Genomic DNA, 4,253 nt, shown 5'->3' on the forward strand with positions numbered 1-4,253 from the left:
TCGCAAGAGAGGGGATTTGCCCGCGTTGAACTGCCCCTAGGATTTAGCAAAGAGGCTAAATCGCTTTCTTTCCCGCAAGGGGAGGGATAATCGGCATCAACGCTTGAACGAGCTGGAACCCCCACCCACTCTTTGCGTTTTCTCTCCTGTGCAACATTTCACAGGGAGAAAAACAATGCCTGCAAAATCCCAGGCCCAGCAAAAGGCTGCCGGTGCGGCGCTTTCCGCCAAACGCGGTCAGACCAAAAAGAGTGAACTCAAAGGTGCGTCCAGGAGCATGTATGACTCGATGAGTGAAAAGCAGCTTGAGGAGTTCGCCGAGACCGACCGCAAGAACCTGCCAAAGAAGAAGACCAAACATTAGTTCAACTACCAAGCGCGGCGCGCACTCTGTTACTGGCAGATGCGCGCTGTGCAGCTTTTCCCATGGCACCCAAGATCAAGATGCAGATTGCCTTGATGCGCAGCATCGCCGTCCGGCCCGATCACCGTCATGAAGCGCTCACAGCTCGCCTTGTGCAGCGATTGCCAGAATGTCTGCTCCTCCGGGCTGCCTTTCCATCCTGATTGCAGTTCCGTGGTCTTGCCGTTCTTGAATTTGAACGCGACGATGTCGACCGCATTGGCGAATGCGTGTTCAGAAACCCGGCCCTTATGGCCATTATTAACCTTGCGGCACTGATAGTCCGAGCCGGTGGTGATGGTCTCGATTTCCGCGCCGAAATCCTTTTGCGCTTCCTTCTGCACCTCGACCACCCAATTCGCCAGTGAGCCGGCCATGGCGCAATTCGTGGTGATGGGGGCGGCCAGCTTGACGGGGTTGTCCTTGCCGATAGCTGTTATCTTCAATGGCGAACGCTCGCCGCAGACGCCTTCGGAAAGGGGTGGAATGATCTCTCCCTGAACCTCGCCGTTCATGATGGCAGGACAGGCATTCTGGTAAACCCGATCCGGCGAGGTTGATGGTTCAGCCTTTTCGATGCTTTCCTCATGGTTTGTCTTCTGCTCGTCTTTGTCAGCGACACCATCTTTCGGCAGCGGGTTTGGTCCGAGTTGCTCGGCCGGTTTGGCCGGTTCTGCTGGCTTTTCCGCCGGTTTGGCTTCCGGCGCCGGCTTTTGCTCAGGAACGGGCGTTGTCTGTGGATCAGCCTTCTGCATTTCGCCCGCTGGCTTTTCTTCGGGCTTGGGCGTTTCCGGTGCAGCGGCCGCGCGTGGATTGGCCTCCGGTATCGGCGCAACGGCTGGCAATGCTACGACCGGCGTGGACGGCGGGCGTACGACCTTGGTGCGATGTCCTCGCCTGTGCCGTGCATCCGCGTCATCCGCAGAACTGATGAGGATCGTGCTTGCAATACAGGCGGTAAGGGATAGAAGAACGAATGTCGACAAACGTGACTGCCGCGAGAATAGGGTCATTACCGGCTCTACTCCTGTTGAGCGTCCACCCTAACGTCTCAAATGTGGCATCGGTTTCAATTTATGTGATCCGCTGAAACATGCGCCTTGCGCTTGACATCATGAAACCTTCACACTAGAAGCCACCCCAGCGCAGGGCTTAACAGCTCTGCGTTTCATTTGACGTGTCCCGTGAGTGATTTCGCAAAGCGTGCGTGAATCATTCTGTCAGTCTTCACAAACAGGAGGCAGAGGAGGGCGCGTTTCCTTGAATCGAAGTGTGAACTTCGGTTCGTATTTGTTTGAAAGGAAATGCGATGAGCAAGCGCGAATCGTCCAAGTATAAAATTGACCGCCGTCTTGGCGAAAACATCTGGGGTCGTCCGAAGTCCCCGGTGAACCGTCGTGAATATGGCCCGGGCCAGCACGGTCAGCGCCGCAAGAGCAAGCTCAGCGACTTCGGTGTGCAGCTGCGTGCAAAGCAGAAGCTCAAGGGTTTCTACGGCGACATTTCGGAAAAGCAGTTCCGCAAGACCTATGAAGAAGCCGCTCGCCGCAAGGGCGACACCGGCGAACAGCTGATCGGTCTGCTCGAGTCGCGCCTGGATGCGATCGTGTACCGCGCCAAGTTCGTTCCGACGATCTTCGCAGCGCGTCAGTTCGTCAACCATGGCCACGTCAACGTCAACGGCCGCCGCACCAACATCCAGTCCTACATCTGCAAGGCCGGCGACGTGATCGAAGTGCGCGAGAAGTCGAAGCAGCTCGTGATCGTTCTGGAATCGGTTCAGCTGGCTGAGCGCGATGTTCCTGACTATCTCGAAGTTGATCACAACAAGATGGTTGCCAAGTACAACCGCGTTCCGGCCTTCTCCGATGTGCCTTACGCTGTACAGATGGAACCGAACCTGGTTGTCGAATTTTATTCGCGTTAATCAGTTTTCAGATTTAAAAGAGGCCGCCCGGAGCAATCTTGGGCGGCTTTTTTTTGACCTAACCGGAGCCTGGACATGACTGATCTTCAGGATGTCGTTGACAGCGTTTATCGTGATCTTGCCGACAGGATCGGCGAGGGCAAGCTTGCCGATTACATTCCGGAGCTCGCGACGGTCGACCCGAAGCAATTCGGCATCGCGCTGGTAACGACTGACGGCAAGGTCCATGCGGCCGGTGATGCTGAAACCAGCTTCTCGATCCAGAGTATCTCGAAGGTCTTCACCTTGACCCTGGCGCTCGGCACCATCGGCGACGGCTTGTGGAAGCGTGTCGGGCGCGAGCCATCGGGCAATGCCTTCAATTCCATCGTCCAGCTCGAGCAGGAAAAGGGCAAGCCGCGCAATCCGTTCATCAATGCCGGTGCCATCGCGGTCGCCGATGTGGTGCTTGCCGGTCACCTGCCCAAGGAAGCTATCGGCGAGATCGTGCAATTCATCCGCCATCTTTCTAACGATGAGAGTATTGCCATCGACCACAATGTCGCGCGTTCCGAGACGCAGACCGGCTTCCGCAACGTCGCGCTGGCCAATTTCATGCGCGCATTCGGCAATCTCAACCATCCGGTCGAGCACGTGCTTGGCGTCTATTTCCACCACTGCGCAGTTGCCATGTCATGCCGCCAACTGGCCCATGCCGGGCTTTATCTCGCTTGCGCCGGGCGCAATCCACTCAATGGCGGCAGCGTCGTTTCGCCGGGCCGTGCCCGCCGCATCAACGCGCTGATGCTGATGTGCGGCCACTATGACGGCTCCGGTGATTTCGCCTATCGCGTCGGTCTGCCGGGCAAAAGCGGTGTCGGCGGCGGCATTCTTGCCATCGCCCCCGGCAAGGCCTCGATCGCCGTCTGGTCGCCCGGGCTGAATGAGAACGGCAATTCTCTGCTTGGTTCGGCGGCGCTTGAGCTCCTGGCGCAGCGCACGGGCTGGTCGGTGTTCGGGCAATGATAGAACTGATCCCATTTGAATGTTCTCCGCTCTAGACTTGCCTTGCAGCGCTTGGCGAGGCAATGAAGGCGCAATGAGGTGTTCACATGACCATTCATGAGCCAGATTTGAGCGATGCTGCCGGTTGTCACCAGATGTTCCTCGGTGTGCCGTCCACTGTCGAATTCAACAAGCTGCGCAAGCGGCTCTTGCGCAACACGCGGCAAGCGCTCGAGGATTTCGCTATGGTCAAGCCCGGCGAGCGCTGGCTGGTCGGTCTTTCCGGCGGCAAGGATTCCTACGGGCTTCTCGCACTGCTGCTCGACCTCAAATGGCGCGGGCTGCTGCCGGTCGACTTGCTCGCCTGCAATCTCGATCAGGGCCAGCCGAATTTCCCCAAGCACATCCTGCCGGATTTTCTCAAGGCAAATGGCATCGAGCATCGCATCGAATACCGCGACACCTATTCGATCGTTACGGACAAGGTACCAGAAAACCAGACCTATTGCTCATTGTGCTCACGGCTGCGGCGCGGCCATCTCTACCGCGTCGCGCGGGAGGAGGGCTGTTCGGCGCTGGTGCTCGGCCATCACCGCGAGGACATTCTTGAAACGTTCCTGATGAACTTTTTCCACGGCGGCCGGCTCGCTGCCATGCCGCCAAAGCTGCTCAATGATGAAGGCGACCTGATGCTGCTACGGCCCTTGAGCTATTGCGCCGAAGACGATCTGGAAAAGTTTGCCGCCGCGATGCAGTTCCCGATCATCCCCTGCGATCTTTGCGGCAGTCAGGACGGGTTGCAGCGTAACATGATGAAGGCCATGCTGGCCGACATCGAAAAGCGCATGCCGGGCCGCAAGGAGACGATGATCCGCGCGCTCGCCAACACGCGTCCGAGCCATCTGCTCGACCGCAAGATCTTCGATTTTGCCGGGTTGG

The 4,253-nt window shown here is 57.8% G+C and carries 5 protein-coding genes; 4 read left to right on the forward strand and 1 reads right to left on the reverse strand.

Annotated elements, in window-relative coordinates:
* The first annotated feature begins 175 nt into the window (after positions 1–175).
* Positions 176–364 carry a DUF3008 family protein gene (locus AAAC48_RS09445; RefSeq protein ID WP_340653935.1) on the forward strand — a complete coding sequence of 63 codons (189 nt, stop codon included), beginning with the start codon at positions 176–178 and terminating at the stop codon, positions 362–364.
* A gap of 29 nt (positions 365–393) precedes the next feature.
* Here the strand turns inward: AAAC48_RS09445 and AAAC48_RS09450 are convergent, their stop codons facing one another.
* A complete protein-coding gene (locus AAAC48_RS09450) occupies positions 394–1,416 on the reverse strand; it encodes an extensin family protein (protein WP_340653936.1) in 1,023 nt (340 codons plus the stop codon).
* A 296-nt stretch (positions 1,417–1,712) separates the two neighbouring features.
* Here AAAC48_RS09450 and rpsD point away from each other — a divergent pair, with 296 nt between their 5' ends.
* The 3 genes from rpsD to ttcA form a co-directional block, all read left to right on the forward strand.
* Entirely contained in the window at positions 1,713–2,330 is a 618-nt protein-coding gene (gene rpsD / locus AAAC48_RS09455; protein WP_106662985.1) for a 30S ribosomal protein S4, read from the forward strand.
* Positions 2,331–2,405: 75 nt separating this feature from the next.
* On the forward strand, positions 2,406–3,335 hold the full coding sequence (locus AAAC48_RS09460; protein ID WP_340653937.1) for a glutaminase: 930 nt from the start codon (positions 2,406–2,408) through the stop codon (positions 3,333–3,335).
* Positions 3,336–3,421: 86 nt separating this feature from the next.
* The coding region (ttcA, locus tag AAAC48_RS09465; protein ID WP_340653938.1) for a tRNA 2-thiocytidine(32) synthetase TtcA at positions 3,422–4,253 on the forward strand (832 nt) is incomplete at its 3' end.

It is taken from the genome of Phyllobacterium sp. (assembly GCF_037994405.1).
GTDB lineage: Bacteria > Pseudomonadota > Alphaproteobacteria > Rhizobiales > Rhizobiaceae > Phyllobacterium.

Coding starts and splice junctions, on each gene's coding strand:
- AAAC48_RS09445 (WP_340653935.1), top strand. CDS start 176: ATGCCTGCAAAATCCCAGGCCCAGCAAAAGGCTGCCGGTGCGGCGCTT.
- AAAC48_RS09460 (WP_340653937.1), top strand. CDS start 2,406: ATGACTGATCTTCAGGATGTCGTTGACAGCGTTTATCGTGATCTTGCC.
- AAAC48_RS09450 (WP_340653936.1), bottom strand. CDS start 1,416: ATGACCCTATTCTCGCGGCAGTCACGTTTGTCGACATTCGTTCTTCTA.
- rpsD (WP_106662985.1), top strand. CDS start 1,713: ATGAGCAAGCGCGAATCGTCCAAGTATAAAATTGACCGCCGTCTTGGC.